18 protein-coding genes are annotated in these 18,950 nt (G+C 62.9%); 6 read left to right on the top strand and 12 right to left on the bottom strand.

Translation table 11 applies throughout. The features are described from left to right. Window positions 1-25: 25 nt before the first annotated feature. From BLT42_RS00330 to BLT42_RS00315, 4 genes are all read right to left on the bottom strand, one after another. Window positions 26-703, bottom strand: coding sequence for an O-methyltransferase (locus BLT42_RS00330; RefSeq protein WP_091765031.1), 678 nt, complete (start codon window positions 701-703; stop codon window positions 26-28). Between the two features lie 27 nt (window positions 704-730). Beyond that, complete coding sequence (zapE, locus tag BLT42_RS00325; RefSeq protein ID WP_091765030.1) at window positions 731-1,876, bottom strand: cell division protein ZapE; 1,146 nt, start codon at window positions 1,874-1,876, stop codon at window positions 731-733. Between the two features lie 151 nt (window positions 1,877-2,027). Next, window positions 2,028-2,456 carry an acyl-CoA thioesterase gene (locus tag BLT42_RS00320; RefSeq protein ID WP_091765028.1) on the bottom strand — a complete coding sequence of 143 codons (429 nt, stop codon included), beginning with the start codon at window positions 2,454-2,456 and terminating at the stop codon, window positions 2,028-2,030. After that, complete coding sequence (locus BLT42_RS00315; RefSeq protein WP_091765025.1) at window positions 2,453-3,592, bottom strand: iron-containing alcohol dehydrogenase; 1,140 nt, start codon at window positions 3,590-3,592, stop codon at window positions 2,453-2,455. The genes BLT42_RS00320 and BLT42_RS00315 overlap by 4 nt, the downstream gene beginning before the upstream one ends. A 99-nt stretch (window positions 3,593-3,691) precedes the next feature. On the opposite strand from BLT42_RS00315, the gene BLT42_RS00310 reads away from it, so the two are divergent. Further along, on the top strand, window positions 3,692-4,237 hold the full coding sequence (locus tag BLT42_RS00310) for a hypothetical protein (RefSeq protein WP_143023981.1): 546 nt from the start codon (window positions 3,692-3,694) through the stop codon (window positions 4,235-4,237). Between the two features lie 72 nt (window positions 4,238-4,309). On the opposite strand, the gene BLT42_RS00305 is transcribed toward BLT42_RS00310, so the two are convergent. Then, window positions 4,310-5,809: a CoA-acylating methylmalonate-semialdehyde dehydrogenase gene (locus tag BLT42_RS00305; protein WP_091765018.1), complete on the bottom strand. Its 1,500-nt coding sequence runs from the start codon at window positions 5,807-5,809 to the stop codon at window positions 4,310-4,312. A 194-nt stretch (window positions 5,810-6,003) separates the two neighbouring features. Between BLT42_RS00305 and BLT42_RS00300 the strand changes: the two genes are divergently transcribed. From BLT42_RS00300 to BLT42_RS00290, 3 genes are all read left to right on the top strand, one after another. Further along, window positions 6,004-6,363 carry a hypothetical protein gene (locus BLT42_RS00300; RefSeq protein WP_143023980.1) on the top strand — a complete coding sequence of 120 codons (360 nt, stop codon included), beginning with the start codon at window positions 6,004-6,006 and terminating at the stop codon, window positions 6,361-6,363. A gap of 233 nt (window positions 6,364-6,596) precedes the next feature. Beyond that, a complete protein-coding gene (locus BLT42_RS00295) occupies window positions 6,597-9,965 on the top strand; it encodes an autotransporter domain-containing protein (protein ID WP_091765013.1) in 3,369 nt (1,122 codons plus the stop codon). A gap of 138 nt (window positions 9,966-10,103) precedes the next feature. Further along, window positions 10,104-10,829: a hypothetical protein gene (locus BLT42_RS00290; protein ID WP_143023979.1), complete on the top strand. Its 726-nt coding sequence runs from the start codon at window positions 10,104-10,106 to the stop codon at window positions 10,827-10,829. 14 nt (window positions 10,830-10,843) lie between these two features. On the opposite strand, the gene BLT42_RS00285 is transcribed toward BLT42_RS00290, so the two are convergent. Next, window positions 10,844-11,479 carry a hypothetical protein gene (locus tag BLT42_RS00285; protein WP_091765007.1) on the bottom strand — a complete coding sequence of 212 codons (636 nt, stop codon included), beginning with the start codon at window positions 11,477-11,479 and terminating at the stop codon, window positions 10,844-10,846. Between the two features lie 190 nt (window positions 11,480-11,669). Between BLT42_RS00285 and BLT42_RS00280 the strand changes: the two genes are divergently transcribed. Beyond that, the gene (locus tag BLT42_RS00280) at window positions 11,670-12,515 is read left to right on the top strand and encodes a 1-acyl-sn-glycerol-3-phosphate acyltransferase (protein WP_091765822.1); all 846 of its coding nucleotides are present in this window, start codon (window positions 11,670-11,672) and stop codon (window positions 12,513-12,515) included. Window positions 12,516-12,531: 16 nt separating this feature from the next. Here BLT42_RS00280 and BLT42_RS00275 read toward each other — a convergent pair whose 3' ends face one another. The 6 genes from BLT42_RS00275 to BLT42_RS00250 form a co-directional block, all read right to left on the bottom strand. Next, complete coding sequence (locus BLT42_RS00275) at window positions 12,532-12,900, bottom strand: VOC family protein (RefSeq protein WP_091765003.1); 369 nt, start codon at window positions 12,898-12,900, stop codon at window positions 12,532-12,534. A 57-nt stretch (window positions 12,901-12,957) separates the two neighbouring features. After that, the gene (locus tag BLT42_RS00270) at window positions 12,958-13,737 is read right to left on the bottom strand and encodes a succinate dehydrogenase iron-sulfur subunit (protein ID WP_091765000.1); all 780 of its coding nucleotides are present in this window, start codon (window positions 13,735-13,737) and stop codon (window positions 12,958-12,960) included. Between the two features lie 12 nt (window positions 13,738-13,749). Then, window positions 13,750-15,534, bottom strand: coding sequence for a succinate dehydrogenase flavoprotein subunit (sdhA, locus tag BLT42_RS00265; RefSeq protein ID WP_091764998.1), 1,785 nt, complete (start codon window positions 15,532-15,534; stop codon window positions 13,750-13,752). A gap of 12 nt (window positions 15,535-15,546) precedes the next feature. Then, a complete protein-coding gene (sdhD, locus tag BLT42_RS00260) occupies window positions 15,547-15,924 on the bottom strand; it encodes a succinate dehydrogenase, hydrophobic membrane anchor protein (RefSeq protein ID WP_091764996.1) in 378 nt (125 codons plus the stop codon). Window positions 15,925-15,927: 3 nt separating this feature from the next. Then, window positions 15,928-16,320 (bottom strand): succinate dehydrogenase, cytochrome b556 subunit, encoded by a 393-nt coding sequence (gene sdhC / locus BLT42_RS00255; RefSeq protein ID WP_091764995.1) that lies wholly within the window; start codon window positions 16,318-16,320, stop codon window positions 15,928-15,930. A 199-nt stretch (window positions 16,321-16,519) separates the two neighbouring features. Next, window positions 16,520-17,917, bottom strand: a complete 1,398-nt coding sequence (locus BLT42_RS00250; protein WP_091764993.1) for an amidohydrolase family protein — start codon at window positions 17,915-17,917, stop codon at window positions 16,520-16,522. Window positions 17,918-18,031: 114 nt separating this feature from the next. Between BLT42_RS00250 and BLT42_RS00245 the strand changes: the two genes are divergently transcribed. After that, entirely contained in the window at window positions 18,032-18,901 is an 870-nt protein-coding gene (locus tag BLT42_RS00245; protein WP_091764992.1) for an SDR family NAD(P)-dependent oxidoreductase, read from the top strand. Window positions 18,902-18,950 lie beyond the last annotated feature (49 nt).

The following is an 18,950-nucleotide window of genomic DNA, read 5'->3' as shown; positions in this document are numbered from 1 at the left end:
CTTCTCGGACCCGACCGGTCCGGCGTCATCGCTTGATCGCCATGAGAATGCCGTCACCAATGGTCGTGAACGCCATATCGACGCGCGCATCATCGCGGACCTTATCGGCCAGCGCCTTGAGGGCCGCTGTATCGGCATCCGCCGAACAGCGCTGCGGATCGGCGACACTGCCTGACCACAAGACATTGTCGAACAACACCAGGCCGCCCGGTCGCAAGAGCCTCAGCGCCGCTTCGTAATAGGCGTCATATCCGGTTTTGTCGGCATCGATGAAGACCATGTCGACGCTGCCGGCGATGTCGCCGATCAGTTCGCCGAGAGTTTCGCGTGCATCACCGATACGCAGCTCGATCTGGCCGTCAATGCCTGCCTCCTGCCAGTAGGACCGGGCCCGCCCGGTGTAATCGTCCGAGATATCGCAGCCATAGAGCCGCGCCGCCGGACCGTGCAGCTCGACCATTGCCAGCATGGTCGCCAGCGCCGAATAGCCAGTGAAGACGCCGATCTCGACAGCAGTCCGCGCCTGCACCAGCCGCGCGCAGATTTGCAGGAAGGCGCCCTGTTCCGGGCTGATCTGCATCACCGCCACATCGCCCATTGCCTCGGTCTCGAGCCGGCATCTCAGCTGCGCCGGGTGTTCCGGCCGGTTTGCGTCGCGGACATAGCGGGTCAGGCGGGCATCAAGCCCGAAGGAAGAGGACATGGGCGTTCTCCATCAAGGAAAGGCCGATCAGCTGGCCGGCCCGGGATCGCGGACCTGCCATTGTGCGGCAAGATAATCATGGCTGCGCATCTCGATCAGGCGCGAGGCGGTGCGTTCGAATTCAAACGCGCCATCGCCCTGCGGATAGAGATCGACGGGCTCGGCATCGGCGCTCATCACCAGCTTGGTCTTCGCCTCATAGAGGGCATCAATCAACGTCACGAACCGCTTGGCCTCATTGCGCTTGTCGCGCTGCAGCTCGGGCACATCATCGAGCAGAACGGTGTGAAACCGTGCCGCGATGGCGAGATAGTCAGCGGCACCAAGTGGCCGTGCGCATAATTCCTCAAAGCTGAAGCGGGCGACGCCCGCGACCTCGCGCTCGACGCACAACTGGCGCCCGGAAACCTCAAGCACGCAGTGTTGCGGCGTCGCGCCCTGGGTCAGCCGCGCCCAGGCCGCATCCATCGCCGCTGCGGCGTCGGGCCCCAGCGGGGCATAATAGACCGGTGCCGCCTCGAGCTGCCGCAGACGGTGATCTACGCCGCCATTGAGTTCGACCAGGTCGAGACGCGATTTCAGCTCCTCGATGAAGGGCAGGAAAAGCTGGCGATTGATACCGTCGAGATAGAGGTCGTCGGGATGGCGATTGGAGGTCGCGACGACCACGACACCCTCTTCAAACAAGCGGTCAAACAGACGTCCGAGGATCATCGCATCGGCAATATCGCTGACCTGGAATTCATCAAAGGCCAGCAGACGCGCCTGCTGGGCAAGGGCGCGCGCGACTGGCGGAATCGGATCATCGCCGGTGCCCCGGACATATTCGGGTCGGCGTTTGCGTTCGCTGTCGCTTAGGCCGCGCCACGCGCCGATGCGAGCATGCACATCCTGCATGAATTCATGAAAATGCGCCCGTCGCCTGGTCTCGACCGGTGCGGTATCGACGAAAATATCCATCAGCATGGATTTACCGCGCCCGACGCCGCCCCAGAGATAGAGGCCGCGTGGCGCCGGTTTGGTTTTACCGAACAGTGTTTTTGCGCCGGGCGTCCAGCCCTGCAGACGCTGCGACAGCGCCGTCAGCAAGCGCGCGGCCCGCTCCTGGTCCGCATCCGCCGACAGCACCCCGGAGCCAACCCGCTCTTGCCACAATGAAATCGGCGTCGCCATGGGACAAGCCTAATGGCGAGGGGTTGCGATGGCGTCAATGGGGGAAGGCCGTCGGCCCGGCTATCCAGCTGGCCACAGCCGGATCACCGCCGCGGCGAGAGACACCACCGTCACGATGCCGGCAATGACCAGCCAGACCGGTTTTTCCACCTCACGCATGCACCGCCTCCAGGGCTGTGCGCATGGCGTCGGGCAGGGGCATGGGGCGGCGGGTTTCGCGGTCCACATAAACGTGGACGAAATGGCCCTGGGCGGCAGCTTCGGGCTCACCGGGTTTGAACAGGGCGATCTCGTAACGTACGGAAGACCGGCCTATTTTCGCGATGCGCAGGCCGCCTTCGACCCGGTCGGGATAGGCCAGTGGTGCGAAATAATTACAGCCCGTCTCGACCACCAGACCGATGACATCACCGTTGTGGATGTCCAGTCCGGCCTCCTCGATCAGGAAGCAGTTTACGATCGTATCGAAGAAACCGTAATAGGCGGCATTATTGATGTGGCCGTAAATATCATTGTCGGCCCAACGGGTTGGCAGATCCCTCCAGCGGCGATAGGCGGCGCGTGGCCGCGCCTCGGTCACAGGACGGCCTCGTAACAGGCGTGCGCGTCATCGAGCGTCATTTCGCGGGGATTATTGACCAGGAGCCGGGTCACCAGCATCGCCTCTTCGGCCAGGCGCGGCAGATCATTATGGCTGACACCGACCTGCGACAGCCGTGTTTCTATCCCCACCGACGCGGCGATCCTTTCCATCTCCTCGACCAGACCCTGGGTCGAGGCGTGCAGGCCCAGATGGCTGGCGAGCTCGCCATAGAATGGCTCTGCGGCGGGCGCGTTGAAGCGCAGGACCGGGGGCAACATCAAGGAGTTGGACAGGCCGTGCGGGACGTGGAACACGCCGCCGAGCGGATAGGCCAGCGCGTGTACCGCGCCGACCGGCGCATTGGCAAAGGCCTGCCCGGCCAGCAAGGCTCCGAGCAACATATCCTCGCGCGCTTCGGTGTCGCGGCCATCGGTGCAGGCGCGCTCAATGGCGCCGTGGAGCTTCTTCAGACCGGCCAGGGCGAGGGCGTCGGAGACGGGATTTTTCTGCAGGCGGGTCGTATAGGCCTCGATCGCGTGAACCATGGCGTCGATTCCGGTCGCCGCCGTGGTGGCGCGCGGCAAGCCATAGGTGAGTTCGGCGTCCAGCACGGCGAGATCGCCATACAGGGCAGGTGAATTGACGCCCATCTTCGAACTCTCCCCGACCGTCACGACCGAGATCGGGGTCACTTCCGAACCGGTTCCGGCCGTTGTGGGTATGAGAATCAGCGGCAGTCGCGGACCCGTCGCGTTATTCACGCCATACATGGCTGCAAGGCTCTGGCTGGACCCGCATAACATTGCCACAAGCTTGGCGCAGTCCATCGAACTGCCACCCCCGAAGCCGATGATGAGTTCCGCGCCGAAAGCCCGCGCGGCATCCTCGGCCGCCAGCACGACAGCCTCGGGTGGATCGGCGACGACCTGGTCGAAAATTGAAACCGAAAGACCGGCCGCTTCGAGCGCGGCCACCGCGGCGTCGGTCAGGCCGGCGGCGCGAACGCCGGGATCGGTGACGAGAAATATGCGGCGGCGGTCGCCGATCAGCGGGGCCGCGAGCCGGGCCAGGCGCGCTGCGGAACCGGCACCGACATGAATATGTGGCACGGTGCGAAAATCGAATGACGGCATGTGGACCTCAGACTGAATTCGCCCGCATGGGCCGGTTGTCATCACCATTATCCTCGCCGGGCTGGATCCTCAAGGCAAGCATAGCCCGGAGCCGGCCGGATGGCCGCGATCCTGTGCCAGAATAACCCAGGTGCAATGCCCCCGGATCCCACGACAGGTAGACCAGAATCATCAAGAAATACTGGCCTCCCCGGGGGGCGGGACCTAAGCTTGAAATCAACCAATAAAAACATGCTGTGTGTGGATAAGCGTATGCCGATAAAAGTCAGCCTCAATGAAAGCGAATGCCTGATCCTGATCGAGAGCAGCGGCGCATTGCTGCGGCGCGAGGCTGGCTGGGGCGCGGAACGGGTCCGGGAGCTGCTAAAACAACACGCCGTGTCCGCCATTCTTTTCGATTCAAGCCAGATCCAGAAACAGAATTCGCCATCATTGTCGCGCGAGATCATTTCCGGCTTCATTCAGGCCATCGATTCCGGTGCCCTGATCGCCTATGTGCGGCCAATCTGCTGGGATGAGGCCTATTTAAGCCAGGTTACGACCGGGATTGAAGACGTCCCCACCCGATCCCGGGTGTTCGAGGATGTCGGCACGGCAACGGCCTGGCTCCGCGATGAAACAAGCTGCAGGGCCGCACCGGCCTGACCTGCGGCGCTGGCTCCTGCCCGCCACACGGGCCGGCAGAAGCCAACACAATTCAATCCAGACAATCCGTGACTAGTTCATCGTCGGGATGACGAAGGCCTGGTCGCCGATATCGCCGGTCGGCCAGCGCTGGGTCACCGTCTTGATCTTGGTGAAGAAGCGGATGCCGTCCGTGCCGTACTGATTGGTGTCGGTGAAGGCGGAACGCTTCCAGCCGCCGAAGGAATGATAGGCGACGGGGACCGGGATCGGCACATTGATGCCGACCATGCCGACATTGACCTTGGCGGCAAATTCGCGGGCGGCCAGACCATTACGGGTGAAGATGGCGACACCATTGCCATACTGGTGATTACTGGGCAGGGCCGCCGCCTCTTCCAGGGTATCGGCGCGCACGACCTGCAGCACGGGGCCAAAGATCTCTTCCTCATAGGATTGCATGCCCGGTTTGACATGGTCGAACAGGGTCGGGCCGATGAAGAAGCCCTTCTCATGCCCCTGCAACTGGAAACCGCGGCCGTCGAGCAGGAGCTCGGCACCCTCATCAATCCCCATCTGGATGTAATTCTCGATCGTCTTGCGATGTGCCGCCGAAACAACCGGGCCGTAATGGGCGGTGTCGTCGGTGGAGACGCCGATGCGCAGATTGACGGCTTCCGCCTTGATGCGCGCGACGAATTCATCGGCGGTCTTCTTGCCAACCGGTACGGCGACAGGCAACGCCATGCAGCGCTCGCCGGCCGAACCATAGGCGGCACCAAGGAAGTCGTTGACGACCTGGTCCATATCGGCGTCGGGCATGATGATGCCGTGGTTCTTCGCCCCGCCCATCGCCTGGAAGCGCTTGGCATGTTTGGTACAGCCCTGGGCGATGTAATGGGCGATATTGGAGGAGCCGACGAAGCTGACGGCCTTGATATCGTCATGCTCGATCAGGGCATCAACGGCGGTCTTGTCGCCATGCACAACCTGCAGCACACCCTCCGGGAGACCGGCTTCGATCATGATTTCGGCCAGGCGGACCGGCACGGATGGATCCTTCTCTGACGGCTTCAGGATCATCGCATTGCCGGTCGACAGCGCCATGCCCATGAACCACATCGGGATCATCGCGGGAAAATTGAACGGGGTGATGCCGGCGACAACGCCGAGCGGCTGGCGCATGGAATAGACGTCAATGCCGGGGCCGGCGCTCTCGGTATACTCGCCCTTCATCAGGTGCGGCACGCCACAGGCAAATTCGATCACTTCCAGACCGCGGATCAGATCGCCCTTGGCGTCGGCGATGACCTTGCCATGCTCGGAGGAGAGAAGATGGGCAAGCTCCTCCATCTGGTCCTCGACCATCATCTTGTATTTCATCAGCACGCGGGCGCGGCGCTGCGGGTTCATCGCGGCCCAGATCGCCTGGCCCTTCTTGGCACCGGCCACGGCATCGGCCACTTCATCGCGGGTCGCGAACTGGACGCGGGCCTGAACTTCGCCGGTATTGGGATTGAAAATATCGCCGAACTGTCCGGATTTCCCCTTGAAGGCCTTGCCGTCAATGAAGTGTTGGATTTCACGCGTCATGTGACTCGCTCCCGATTAAGCTTGATGATGGCTGCGGAGGTCGCGCCATGCCATTAAGGCTGACTTAAACCGGTGACCGGGCCGTGTCGAGGCGATGAGATGCAGCGCGACGTGACCTTCGGTCGCGGCCCTCGTGAGTTGGCAGAAACCGCGATCGCGCTTACGCACATTCCGTCTAAGTGATGGAGCGCGCGATGCAGTTCAAAGTTGGTCAGGCCTGGAGCATACGCGACAGCAGCGAGCCGGATGCCCGCGCGGTGATCGGCCGGATCGAGGCTGCGGCCGAGCTTGATGGCCAGATCGTCTTTCACTGCACGATCTTCAATGCCGCGACGGTGGATATGGGCGAGGGCCCGGAATTGCTCGTCTTCGGACACATTCCCTTCACGCGGGACGCTTTTGCCGCCTCCGCCCTGACCTTGCTCGATGAGAAGGCCGAGACGGCTGCAGCCTTCGATGAAGGCTATTACCAGTGGGCAGAAGCGCTCGGCGGGGCTTTCAACGTGCCCATCGCCCAGGCGATCAATGACGCCCTGCAGGCCGCGCGCGACTGAGCGGCCCGCCGGGACCAGTCTGGCGCGCAGGCGCAGCCAGCCGCCGGCATTCGACCAGACGTTGAAAATCGCGCGTGGTTTCAAATGCACACCCACCCGCTAATCATGCTGTAGGGCAAGAGAATCCTTGACCGGCCTTTCCCCTGTCCGGTACTAAAATATGAACGCTGCCTTTCTGCAATCACAGGGATTGCCGGATGATCGCAGCAGCCGAATGGCCAAGGGGAAATTCCATGTCGCACGAGCGCTTCACGAAAAAATTCAGACAGTCGATGGGGGCCAGCTGCTCGCTGCTCGCACTGCTTATCGCCGCGCCGACGGCCATGGCCCAGACTGAAGTGGGAACCATCGTTCCTGCCGATCCAGGAACGCCCGACACGATTCTCGATACCGCCACCGATGTCACCGGCGTTGGCATGTTCTTTCGCAATGACGGCTTTGTCTGCACGGGCACCCTGTTCAATCGCCGCACGGTGATTTTTGCCGCACACTGCGTCAACTCGAACCCTGCCAGCGATTTTGGCACCACCCTCCCGGCCGCCTGGTCGTTCGGCTCCAATGCGCTGCCCGGCTTTATCGACTGGATCAATAACGGTTTTGCATCCAATCCGGATCTCGCCGTCTTCAACGTCAACCAGGTGATCTACAATCTGGACTCGATCGCCCGCCCCGAGGGCGCAGGCTTCCTTGAAGGTGATGTCGCCCTGTCCGTGCTCGACACCCCGGCGAGCGAAGTGCCGACCTGGGCACTGCTCTTCTCGGCTCTGCCGGCACCAACCAGCTATTCTGCGGAAACCGGATCGGGCTATCATGTCACCATGAGCGGCTATGGCCGCAGCGGAACCGCGACGGCCGGCGCCATCTACGGCATCGACTGGCGCCGCCGGGCTGCCGAGAACTTTATCGGCGCCCTGGCGTCATTCGATGAGCGCAACACCTTCCTGTTTGGCGACCCGTTCGGTGATCTGCCGCAAAATCTCTACCGTCTGGATTTCGACGACCCGACGCGGACCAATCCATTCGACTTCGACCTGTATTACGGCAACGCGGCCACCAATGAAGGCATCACCGCTGGCGGCGATTCCGGTGGCCCGCTCATCCTTGATGCGGCCAATAATCCCGGTGTCAATGAAGACCTGGTCCTGGGCGTTCTGTCCGGTGGCTCGCGCTTCTTTGGCCCACAAGCCTTCAGCTCCTATGGCACGGAGAGCTTCTACCAGCCGCTCTATCTGTTCTGGGACTGGATCGTCGCCAACAGCCCGGTACGCTATGCGACCGCGGCCGCCGGCGATGGGGCCTGGGAAGATGGCAATCATTGGCTCACCGAAATCGACCCGGCCTTCCGCATCATTGATGCCAATGGCGATGTCGTAAATGGCCTGCCGGGCAATCCGGGCGTCGGCGTTGCCGGCACCGACCCGAGCTGGGGCCTGGTCTGTTTCGCACCGGGCGGCGTCAGCGGCATCGGCCATGAATGCCAGGATCTGGCGACCGGCGCGGTCGGGCCCTATGAAGACCCGACACCGGCTGGTGCGGCGGACGGCAATATGATCGGCGATGTCCAGGGCATCAACGCCGATTCGATCGGCGACGGCGTGCTGTCCATTGAAGGCTCTGACCTCTCGGTCGAAGACGCCCCGCAGGACGGCAGCGGCAGCCTGGCGCTGGTTCCCGGTGAATTCACCTCCGACCCGCTCCCGGCAGCCACACTCGAGAACGGTCTCGCCGGCGCAACCGGTTTCGTGCCTGACAATATCGATCCCGATATCGCGCTGGGCATCAATGCCCGTTATTTCGACGTCAACCTGGCTGCTGACGGCACGACCACGCTCAACAGCACGGTTGAAATCGACTATCTGACCATTAGCGGCGCCTCTGCCGGCCTCGATATCGGCGCGACCGGTGATCTCACCAGCCTCGTTGAAATCATGCACCAGGCGGGTAGCGTCAATGTCGACGGCACGCTGTCGACCTTCGGCGATTATCTGCTGATGTCCGGCCTGCTGACCGGTTCGGGCACGATCAACACGCCTTACCTGACCAATATCATGGGCCTGATCGGCCCGGGCGATCTGGGCACCATCGGGGACATGACCCTCAATGGCAGCCTCGTACTTGCCTCGGCAAGCGGGCTGGCCATCGAGTTCGGTGATGGCATCTCCGACCGCCTGATTGTCACCGGTGCCGCATCGCTTGGCGGTACGGTTCTGCTCAGCCCGACAGCCGGCTATCTGCCGCGCTTTGGTGATGATTATACATTCCTCACCGCGGGTACGGTTGCCGGGACATTCGGCTCGGTCAATGATCTGCCAGGCGTGCTGACGCCGGTTCTCTACTACACCGCCACCACGGCGAATGTCCGGCTTGAAGCCGCAGACTTCAATTCACAGGCCACCTTCACCAACAATTTCCAGGTTGGCCTGGGCGAAGCCCTCGATGGCGGCCGTGCCGGATCCTATTCCGATTTGGCGGACATCTATGGCGCACTGGATCTGCTGGAAGGTGCCGATCTGACGGTCGCACTCGACACGCTCTCACCGTATGAAAGCGTCATGTTCGATCGCTCCGTCCGGTCGCATTCCGATGCACTCGGTCGCACCCTGCGCGAGCAGATCGGAACGCTGGCCCTGTATGGCGGTGGCGGCAATGACATCCTCGCCGACGCCAAACAGGCCAATGGCATGGCTGGCATGAGCGATCTCGGCCTGCTGGCCCGTGCGACCGTCAAGTCGAACTCTGCCGCTGGTGGTAGCGATGACAGCTCAACCCGGCGTGTGTTCGGCGCTGTCGGGATGATCGATGCAACCGCTCAGACTGTTGCGGGTAGCCCCGATAGCGTGATCGAGGGCGATTATTCGCTGGTCGGTCTCGACGTTCCGCTGTCCGACTCCATCCGCATCGGCGTCGCAGCCGGCTTTGCCAGCTCTGACAACACTGCGGGCACGGCGCTGGGTCACACCAATGTCAGCGCGGAATCGGAACAATTCACGGCCTTCGCCTCCTATTCGGGCGGCCGGATCTCGGCCAGCCTGGCGGTGAGCTTCACCGGCCATGAGAGCGATTCCATCCGCACCATCAATCTGGGCGGTTCACTGGTTCCGGCGCAGACCCGCACGACCGCCGACGAATCGTCGGTCGACGCGGCCATCCGCTACGACCTCTACTCCAGCGCTGACGGCCTGCGGGTCACACCCATGGCCAGCGTGACGACCAACAAGGTGAACTACCAGGCAACCACCAGCTACTCGGCGATTGGTAGCCTGGACATCAATGCCCGCTCCGGCAGCAATACCATTGCCCGGATCGGCTCGGCCTTCGGACTGGATCTGGGGACGAATATCTCCGCCAGCATCTATATGGGCGCTGCGGAGCAATATGGTGATGGTGCCGAGACCTATTCGGCGAACTTCCATGACGCCCGGCGGGTCGCCTTCAGCGCGCCAAGCGATGTCAACCTGAACACCAATTGGTGGGAAGTGGCGGGCAGTGTCTCGGCCGATCTGAGCTTCGGCGGCACGCTGACGGTCAGTCATGAGCGTCAGATTGATCGGGGTTTCGTGGAAAACGAAATCACCTCGCTGACCTATAGCCTGCCCTTCTAGGTCCAATCCGGACGGATGAAGTGTGAACACCCGGGCGTTGACGCGCCCGGGTGTTTTTTATTGTGCAGGCCTGCGACGGATTTGCACGGCCGGTCCGTTCATGCCCTGTCACTCGCACTGCAACGGAGTCCTGACCGGATGGTTCGCATCACAGTCCCCGCCCTCGCCGCTCTGCTTCTGCTCTCCGCCTGTGCCTCGCACGACGGGCCCTCTCCCCGGGGTCGCGACGGAATACCCGGCGGCGGTCCGGGCAGTGCGGGTGGCTTCAATATGGCGGTCGGGCTCGTCGATCAGGGCGATTATGAGCAAGCCCTGCCCATATTGCGCTGCGTCGCCGGCCAGGGAAGCGGTTTCGAGATCGCCGAATATCTCGCCGGCTATAGCGCCATCCAGCTTGCATCCGCCGAATCGACGCCGGCCATCTTGCGCGATGAGATGCGGGTTGAAGGCCTCGACCGCTTAACCCGCGCCGCGCGCGCCGGCTGGCCGGCCGCCCAGGCCGAGCTCGCCGTGCAGTTTTCCAGGATTGAGAGTGAACAGGCGCCCGAACGCGCGGCCTATTGGGCCGCCGTCTATCGGCGCAATATTCGCGACCGGACCTATGGCCTCGATCGTCTCGACAATAGCGTTGAGGCGCAAATTTCCAGCCGCATGGATGGGGCCCGGTCGGCACAGATCGAAACCGAGGCCGCGAGTTTCATTGCCGAACCACTGGCAGCGATAGCGACGACGCCGGCCTGCGCGCCCTGGCTGGGCTCGCCCCGCTCCGGCCGCCAGGGCGGCAGGGGCCGGGATGGTTCAGATCGCGGTGAACGGCCAGGCGGCGGCGGGCGCGGTGGCAGCGGCGGGCGTCCGGGCGGCTGAGGCCGTCATCTCTGTCAGCGGCTGCGGCGGGCCAGTGCTCGGGTGCGGGAATTCAGGCGGGTGCCGAACAAGGTCCGCATCACGCCCGCCACCAGTCCCGGCTTGAGGCCACGCGGTACGCGGCGTGGATTGCCCGCTTCCAGCAGCCGGGCCCGGGTTTCGGCATCGTCCAGCACGCTGGTCTTGCGGAAGACGGCGACATCCCCGGCGATCATTTCCTGCAGGGTCCAGCCCTCATCGGACATCAGCGCGTCCGCCAGGCGGGCCGCCGAACCATGTCCGGCCCCCATCAGCACCAGCACACCGCCCAGTTTCATCCGGCCGGCGATCTGACGCCAGTTCCCGGCCATCGCCGGAAAGCCGAGATCGGAGCCGATCAGGGCCGCGTCGAGCTGCGAGCGATCGTGTTCGGGCGCCTTGCCGGGCTGCTGGCTCAGGCGGTCGGTCTTGACGGAGCGGCGTTCGCAATGGGTCTGCAACTGGTCGATATCCGCCAGCGGCGCGATGACCTGGTGAAAGGCACCGCGCTGCAGGAAGACCGTCCCCAGCTCGGAGCCGCCGATCTGCAGCGTCTTGTCACCGGGCTTGATCAGCATGGCGAGATAGTCCGCAATGATGTCATCTTCGATACGGGCCCGTTTCGCAGGCATTCTGCGCGTCGTCCCGGCGGCTATCGCTGTTTGCATCATCATGGCGCGTCCCATTCGTGAACAAGGTGTTAAGCTTGGAGACGCACCTCGCAAGCGACGGGCCAAAGCGTAAACAAGGCGTTAACCTTTGCGCCACCGCATCCGGCAAATGTCGATTGCGCCCGGGGCCGTGCCGGGCTTCTCTGGGCGCATGGACACAGATGATTCCCCGCTGCCGGCCGCACCGAAACATGTCGTCGACGATCTGATCGAGGATCGCGCGCCGCGGCTGATCCACACGCCGCTCTGGCCGGTCATCAAGTGGATCGGCTATCCGCTGCTCGGCTATCGCCGCGCCGTCACCATGGTCGACGCGATCGCGCAGCGCACCGGCACGGACTGTCTGGACTGGTGTTCGGATTATCTCGACCTGGATGTCGATCTGACGGGTCTGGAGCATGTGCCGGAGACCGGCGCCTGCGTGATCGTCTCCAACCATCCCGGCGGGATCGCCGATGGCGTCGCGGTCTGGGATGCCCTGAAGGCCAAACGCCCGGACCTGCTCTTCTTCGCCAATCGCGACGCGCTCAAGGTCTGCCCCGGCCTGGAAGAACGCATCATTCCGGTGGAATGGCGCGACGAAGCGCGCTCACGCACCCAGTCGCGCGATATGCTCAAGCGTGCCATCGAGGCCTTCAAGGCCGGACAATGCATCGTCATCTTCCCCTCCGGCCGAATGTCGGAATGGAGCTGGAAGAAATGGCAATTGACCGAAAAGCCCTGGCACCCGACCGCCGTCAGCCTGGCGCGGAAATTCAAGACCCCGATCATCCCGCTCGCCGTGCGCCAGCGCATGCCCGTCCTGTATTACGCCCTCGCGCAGATCAATGAGGAGCTGAAGGACATGACCATTTTCCACGGCTTCATGGGCAAGGCCGAGGCGCGCTACAGGCTCGCCTTCGGACGCGCGATGGATATCGGCCCCGATGATGGCACCGACGCCGAAGCGACGGCGATGATGCGCGGGATTTGCGAGCGCACCGCCTGGGGCGGATAGCCCGCGGACCAGGCCGTCAGACGTGCTGGTCGATCAGGATCGGATTGCCATCGGGATCGGTGAGCATGAAATGCGCCGGCCCGGTGCCCGGCTCGATATCCTCGCCCACATCCAGCCCGGCCGCCTTCAGCCGTGCCTGCAGCGCCCGGACATCCTCGAAATCCGACAATTCCTCGCGGTGCTGGCCCCAGCCTGGATTGAAGGTCAGCATATTCTTGTCGAACATGCCCTGGAACAGGCCGATCACCTTGTCGTCCAGCCGCAAGACCACCCAGCCCTGGTCGATATTGCCGCCGGTCTCGGCAAAGCCGAGGGCTTCATAGAATGCCTTCGAGGCCCGGATATCCTTGACGGCCAGGCTGATCGAGAAAGCTCCAAGTGCCATGTTTGATCCCCTTCAACGCCCAGGCCACAGGGCTTGAGCTATCGGGCAAACCTAATCTCAGCTTTCGCGTTCGACCAGCATGCCCTTGATCTTGCCGATGGCTTCGGCCGGATTGAGGCCCTTCGGGCAGACCTGGGCGCAATTCATGATCGTGTGGCAGCGATAGAGCTTGAACGGATCATCGAGCTCGTCGAGGCGCTCGCCCTTGGCTTCATCGCGGCTGTCGGCCAGCCAGCGATAGGATTGCAGCAGCGCTGCAGGCCCGAGATATTTGTCGCCATTCCACCAATAGGACGGGCAGGCGGTCGAACATGAGGCACACATGATGCACTCATAGGCCCCGTCGAGCTCGGCACGCTCCTCGGGCGATTGTTTCCACTCTTTCTCCGGAGCCGGTGTGTCGGTCTGGAGATAGGGTTTGATCGCCGCATGCTGGGCGTAGAATTGCGTCAGGTCAGGGACCAGGTCGCGCACCACAGGCTGGTGTGGCAGGGGCGAGATCGTGATCGTGCCGTCATACTCGTCAATGCCGGAAGTACAGGCGATCGTGTTGCGCCCGCCAATATTCATCGAGCACGAGCCGCACACGCCCTCGCGGCAGGAGCGCCGGAAAGCCAGCGTCGCATCGACATTGTTCTTGATCCACAAAATGGCATCGAGAACCATCGGGCCGCAATCATCGAGATCGACCTTATAGGTGTCCCAGCTCGGCGGGTTGCCGCTTTCCGGGTCATAACGATAGACGCGGAAAGTGCGGACATTCCTGGCGCCATCCGGCTTGGGCCAGGTCTTGCCTTTGGTCGGCTGAGAGCCGCGGGGAAGTGTGAGTTCAACCATGATCGTCTTCCCTTAGTAAACCCGGGCTTTTGGCACGATGTACTCGATATCCTTCGACATCGTGTAGTCATGCACTGGCCGGTAATCGATTTTCACATCGCCCTTGTCGTCGCACCAGGCGAGGGTGTGCTTCATCCAGGTCTCGTCATTTCGATCCGGGAAGTCCTCACGCGCATGCGCGCCGCGGCTTTCCTCGCGATTGACGGCGCCATTGACGGTGACGGCGGCCTGGCAGAGCAGATTGTCGAGTTCGAGGGTTTCCATCAGATCGGTATTCCAGACCATGGAGCGATCGGAGACGCCGATATCGGCCATACCCTTATAGACTTCGCGCATCGCCTCGACGCCCTCATTGAGGACTTCGCCGGTGCGGAAGACGGCGCAGTTATTCTGCATGCCGCGCTGCATTTGCAGCCGCAGCTTGGCGGTCGGTGTGCCGCCGGACGCATGACGATATTTGTCGAGCCGGTCGAGCGAGATCTGGCCTTCTTCCGGCTTGAACTCGGGTTGGCTGGCGCCGGGCGTCACGGTCTCGCCGAGACGCAGGCCGGCCGCACGACCGAACACAACCAGATCGATCAGCGAATTGGAGCCGAGACGATTGGCGCCATGCACCGAGACGCAGGCCGCTTCGCCAACAGCCATCAGGCCGGGCACGACCGTGTCGGCATTATCGCCGACCTTGGTGAGAACCTCGCCATGATAATTGGTCGGGATGCCGCCCATATTGTAGTGGACCGTCGGCAGGACCGGGATCGGAGCCTTGGTCACATCGACGCCGGAGAAGACACGCGCGCTCTCGGAAATACCGGGCAGGCGCTCATGCAGCACGGCCGGGTCGAGGTGGTCGAGATGCAGGTGGATATGATCCTTGTTCGGGCCGACGCCACGGCCTTCGCGGATTTCCATCGTCATCGAGCGTGAGACGACGTCGCGCGAGGCGAGGTCCTTGGCCGATGGCGCATAGCGCTCCATGAAGCGCTCGCCCTCGGAATTGGTCAGATAACCGCCTTCGCCGCGCGCACCCTCGGTGATCAGGCAGCCGGCGCCGTAAATCCCGGTCGGGTGGAACTGGACGAATTCCATGTCCTGCAGCGGCAGGCCGGCGCGCAGCACCATGGCATTGCCGTCACCGGTACAGGTGTGGGCCGAAGTGGCGGAGAAATAGGCGCGGCCATAGCCACCGGTTGCCAGCACAACGGTCTGGGCGCGGAAACGATGCAGTGTGCCGTCATCCAGCTTCCAGGCGGTGATGCCGCGGCAGACGCCGTCTTCCATGATCAGATCGAGGGCGAAATACTCGATGAAGAATTCGGTCTCATGGCGCACGGACTGGCCATAGAGCGTGTGCAGGATGGCGTGACCGGTACGGTCGGCCGCGGCGCAGGTGCGCTGGACCGGGCCTTCGCCGAAATTGCGGGTCATGCCGCCAAAGGCACGCTGATAGATCTTGCCGTCCTCGGTGCGCGAGAAAGGCACGCCCCAGTGCTCGAGCTCGTAAACAGCGGCCGGTGCCTGGCGGCAAAGATACTCGATCGCGTCCTGGTCGCCGAGCCAGTCGGAACCCTTGACGGTGTCATACATATGCCAGCGCCAGTCATCCTCGCCCATATTGCCGAGCGAGGCGGAAATCCCGCCCTGGGCTGCGACCGTATGCGAGCGAGTCGGGAAAACCTTGGTGATGCAGGCGGTCTTCAGACCGGCTTGCGAGGCACCCAGGGCAGCGCGCAGACCGGAGCCGCCAGCGCCAACGACCACGACATCATAGGTGTGATCGATCCATTTGTAGTCGGCCATGAAGAACGTCCGTTACAGCGCGAGTTTGACAAGAGCGAACACCGTGACCAGCCACAGGCCCAGTGTCAGAAAGGTATTGCCGAGCAGAAGGAAGGCCTTCGTGCCCGCTTTGTGGACATAGTCCTCGATCACGACCTGCAGGCCGGAGCGCATGTGATGGAAGCCGGCGGTCAGCGTCAGCAGGGTCACGATCGCGCCCATCGGCGAGGCGAGGAAGGCGCGCGTCGCGGCCGGGTCCGGGGCACCGGACGTTGCCAGCATCCAGACGAAGACCGGAACGAGGAAGAAAAGCGCAATCGAGGTGACACGCTGGGCGATGAAATGCGCCGTGCCGTGTCCGGAGGCGCCGAGGCCGCGCACCTTGGCGGCTGGAGTTCTGTAATCCGTCATCGATCAGCTCCCGAAACCAAGCCAGAGGGCGGCAGTCGGGATAATGGCGACAAACATGATCGCCATGGAGCGGAAGTTCGACCCTTTCGGATCGAAACCCTTGCCGAAATCCCAGAACAGGTGCCGCAGGCCATTGAGCCAGTGATAGCTCACCGAATAGGTCAGCAGGATCAGGCCGAAGCGCGTGACCCAGGCCATCCAGCCCTCGAACAGGAAGGCAATCGAGCCCTCGGCGCCGAAAGCCAGCAGAACCAGCCAGACCGCAATCGCAACCGCGCCGATATAATTGCCGATACCGGTTGCCCGGTGAAGAATGGAGGACGCCATCGTCGCGTGCCAGCGCCAGACCTGGAGGTGTGGCGACATTGGCCGCGGGTCGGACCAGTCGGAAGCCATGAGGCACCCTTTCGAAAGCTGTGTCGGTATCGCCGAACGCAGAACGCGTGTCAGCCTTGAGTTTCGCAGTGCACAATAGGCCGCACAATGTCAGCGTCAACGCGATCAGGCGCAGACCGCTGACAAGTTGCAGACATTTTCACCCTGCCGCCACCGGTGACGGCCGGGTCCCGGCCGCCCGCAGGCGGCCGGATTCGCCCTATTCCATGCGCATATTCGCCGGAAGCAGGCCCTCATTCACCTGCCCGTCCTCGACATAGACCGTCCCGCCCTTCATCACGAAATCAACGTGCTGCAGCAGATTTGGATAGGTCATGAGGTCGCCATCGACGGCGATAATGTCAGCGGTCATGCCCGGTGCGATCGAACCGGTCTGATCGGCGACGCCCATGAAGACAGCCGGCCAATAGGTCGCCGAACGGATCGCATCCATCACCGGCACATCGAGCTCGCGGGTCCAGACGTCGAATTCATTCCACGTGGCCTGGCAGTGGAATTTCATCGGGATGCCGCTGTCGGTGCCAATCAGCATCACCACGCCGGCTTCACGCAATTGCTCGAACTTGCGGCGCAGGGTTGGCGCGCGCAGGGGCGTCAACTGGGTGTAGGACAGGCGCTCGGGATGCTCGATCGAGGCCGCGATGTCGGCGATCGTGTCGGGCTCAAGCCCGCGATGCCAGCAATCATTATCGAGGAATTCGGAGTTCTCGCGCGTGCGCCCGTAATTCCACAGACCTTCAATCGTCGGCGTCCAGTAGAGCGGACCGCCGGAAATGCGGCCGCGCGCGGTGCGCGCCCGCAGCGCCTCGATCACATGCGGCGGATATTCCGGCGCCGTGGTCAGGCCGGTATGCTCGAAATTATCGATACCGATTTCCAGGCCGAGCATGATTTCCTCGGGACGGTGGGAGTGACCGACGACCCGCAGGCCGCGCGCATGCGCCTCGTCAACAACCGCGCGGGCTTCGGCGGTGGTCATCTGGTCCTGATTGACCAGCTTGATGACGTCGACACCGGCATCGGCCAGCGTGCGCACATGGGCACGGGCCTCACCGACACTGCTCACGCCCCAGCGGAAGGCTTCGGTACCCGGATAGGGTTCATGCTGGATGAAAGGACCGGAGACGTAGAGATTCGGGCCCGGCAACTCGCCGGCATTGATACGGTCACGCACCGAGATGGACGGTTCGAGCGGCGCACCGAGATCGCGGACCGAGGTAACCCCGGCCAGCAGGAGCTGTACGGCGGAGGCTGGCATGATCTCGTCTTCGAGCCGGTCGAGATAGGTGCGGTCCCAGTGATCATAATCGGAATGCCCGTTGAGCATCAGGTGCGCGTGCATTTCCCACAGGCCGGGCATGACAGTCATGCCCTCGGTGGAGATCACGGCATACCCATCCGGTACGGGCGTATTGTCCTGGTTGCCGGTCGCGACGATACGATCATCTTCGACCAGGATGACGCTGTCATGGATCGGCGGGCCGCCATAACCATCGATCAGCGTACCGCCCACAAGCGCCTGACGGCCTTCCGACCACGCACCGGCGGTGACACACAGTGCCAGCGCGCCCGACAATAATCCCGTTCTGTAATTCATAACGCTCTCCCCAAAAGATTCGCCCAACAGACTAACCGCGCTGGTGAAAAAGCAAAATCGATATGGAAAAACCTGCGCAGCAGACTAGCCTGTCGCCAAAGCAGGGAGCTGATCATGACCAACCCAACACCATCCGCCGTCGTCACCGGGGCCTCCACCGGCATCGGCCATGCCTGTACGGCCGAGCTCACCGCCAGGGGCTGGCATGTCTTTGCCGGCGTGCGCAAACCGGCCGATGCCGACCGGTTGAAGGAAGAGTTCGGCGCTGCGGTGACACCGCTGATCATGGAAGTGACCGACACGGCCTCCATGCAGAGCGCCGCCGATACGGTCCGCGCCGCGCTGAACGGGGTGACGCTGAAAGGCCTGATCAATAATGCCGGGATCGCGGTCGCCGGACCGATGCTCACCGTGCCGATCGAGGAATTCGAACACCAGCTCGACGTCAATGTCACCGGCGTGGTTCGCACCACCCAGGCTTTCGGACCCTTGCTGGGCGCCGATGAGAGCCTGACCGGGGAGCCGGGCCGGATCGTGATGATGTCATCAATGGCCGGCGAGATGGGTGCCCCTTTCCTGGGCCCCTATTCGGCGTCGAAACATGCCGTGGAAGGCCTGTCCAAATCCCTGCGCCGGGAAATGATGCTGTTCGGGATCGAAGTGATCGTGCTCGGCCCCGGCGCCGTAGCGACGCCGATCTGGGCCAAGTCCGATGAGGTCGACATCTCGCCCTATGAAGGCTCGGTCTATTACAAGGCGCTGACCCGGCTGCGCAATTACATGAGCAAGAGCGGCCCGGAAGGCTTCCCGCCTTCGGTGATCGCCGACCGCGCCTTCCGCGCCCTGACCGAAAACAAGCCACGCTTTCGCTATGCCATCGTGCCCAAACGCCTGACCAACTGGTCATTGCCACGCATGCTGCCCGAGCGCATGGTCAATAATATCGTGGCCAAAGGCCTGGGCCTGACGCGACGCAAACGCTGAACCGACACCGCTTGCCGGCCATCACTGCCTGGACGAGAATACGGCAATC

Origin of the sequence: Maricaulis salignorans, assembly GCF_900103475.1 — a bacterium.
GTDB classification, from domain to species: domain Bacteria; phylum Pseudomonadota; class Alphaproteobacteria; order Caulobacterales; family Maricaulaceae; genus Maricaulis; species Maricaulis salignorans.
The sequence above is the reverse complement of the archived record's forward strand: the minus strand, read 5'-3'. Positions and strand labels throughout refer to the sequence as shown.